Raw genomic sequence first — 1,516 nt, forward strand, 5'->3', positions numbered from 1 at the left:
ATAAATTAAACTTTTTAAGTACCTGAGCAACAAAAAGTTGCTCAGGATTTTGCCATGTCAGAATTTTCACTTATCTTAGTGTTGCAAAAAAAAACAAGAGAATCCAACGATAGACATGGCGAAGATACAAATTAAATCTGAGAGACTCACTCCTTTTGGGGGATTATTTTCAATCATGGAGCAATTTGACTCCACATTATCATCTGTCATCGACTCAACCCTCGGTCTAAGGTGTAGATCGTTCGGTTATCAGTACAGCGAAATCATCCGTTCTCTCATGAGTATCTACTTCTGTGGCGGTTCATGTATTGAGGATGTCACTACTCATTTGATGAACCACCTCTCACTTCATCCGACACTTCGCACTTGTAGCTCTGATACTATCCTCAGGGCGATAAAGGAGTTGACGCAAGAAAACATTTCATACACATCAGATATGGGCAAGACCTACGATTTCAATACGGCTGACACTCTCAATACTTTATTGCTCAATTGTATATTTGCATCTGGCCAACTGAAAGAGGGTGAGATGTATGATGTTGATTTCGACCATCAGTTCATAGAGACAGAGAAGTATGATGCAAAGCCTACATACAAGAAGTTCCTTGGTTATCGCCCTGGCGTGGCGGTTATTGGCGATTTGATAGTCGGTATAGAGAATAGCGATGGTAACACAAATGTTCGTTTCCATCAGAAGGACACGCTGAAGAGGTTCTTTGAGAGATTTGAACAGAATGGGCTCATTATCAATCGCTTCAGAGCTGATTGTGGATCATGTTCCGAGGAAATCGTGGAGGAAATAGAAAAACACTGCAAGTCCTTCTATATCCGTGCTAACCGCTGCAGTTCGATCTACAATGACACCTTTGCTCTCAAAGGCTGGAAAACTGAAGAAATCAATGGCATTGAGTTTGAATTGAACTCTATCCTTGTTGAGAAGTGGAAAGGTAAGGCATATCGACTTGTGATTCAAAGACAGAAACGGATGGATGGTGTGCAGGATTTTTGGGAAGGAGAATACACATACCGTTGTATCCTGACTAACGACTATGATTCTTCCGTAAGAGAAATTGTCGAGTTCTATAACCCTCGTGGAGAAAAGGAACGTATCTTCGATGATATGAACAATGGTTTCGGGTGGGACAGATTGCCCAAATCCTTCATGGCAGAGAACACAGTGTTCCTTCTTCTTACAGCACTTATCCGTAACTTTTACAAGGCCATTATTCAAAGACTTGACGTAAAGAAGTTCGGACTCAATGTAACAAGTCGCATAAAAGCGTTTGTCTTCAGGTTTATCTCTGTACCAGCCAAGTGGATCAAGACATCAAGGCGGTATGTGCTGAATATCTATACCTGTAATTATGCTTACGCAGATGTTTTCCAGACTGATTTTGGATAGTGCCTACAACTTATGGGAATGATATTGTGTATTGCCTCAAGTCACATTGTGGGGTAAGGGGATATTGTAGGCAGAAGTGGGTGCTTCAAGTTCAAATTATCTGCAAATTCAGTA

1 protein-coding gene is annotated in these 1,516 nt (G+C 41.0%); it reads left to right on the forward strand.

Annotated elements, in window-relative coordinates:
- Positions 1-115 precede the first annotated feature (115 nt).
- Positions 116-1,402, forward strand: coding sequence for an IS1380-like element ISBf12 family transposase (locus O3603_RS12005; RefSeq protein WP_008449762.1), 1,287 nt, complete (start codon positions 116-118; stop codon positions 1,400-1,402).
- Positions 1,403-1,516 lie beyond the last annotated feature (114 nt).

This window comes from Prevotella sp. 20925_1_30, from assembly GCF_041433025.1.
Taxonomy (GTDB): Bacteria; Bacteroidota; Bacteroidia; order Bacteroidales; family Bacteroidaceae; genus Prevotella; species Prevotella vespertina.

What these genes read in the sequence shown, in the direction of transcription:
- O3603_RS12005 (WP_008449762.1), top strand. Translation starts at nt 116, where the DNA reads ATGGCGAAGATACAAATTAAATCTGAGAGACTCACTCCTTTTGGGGGA.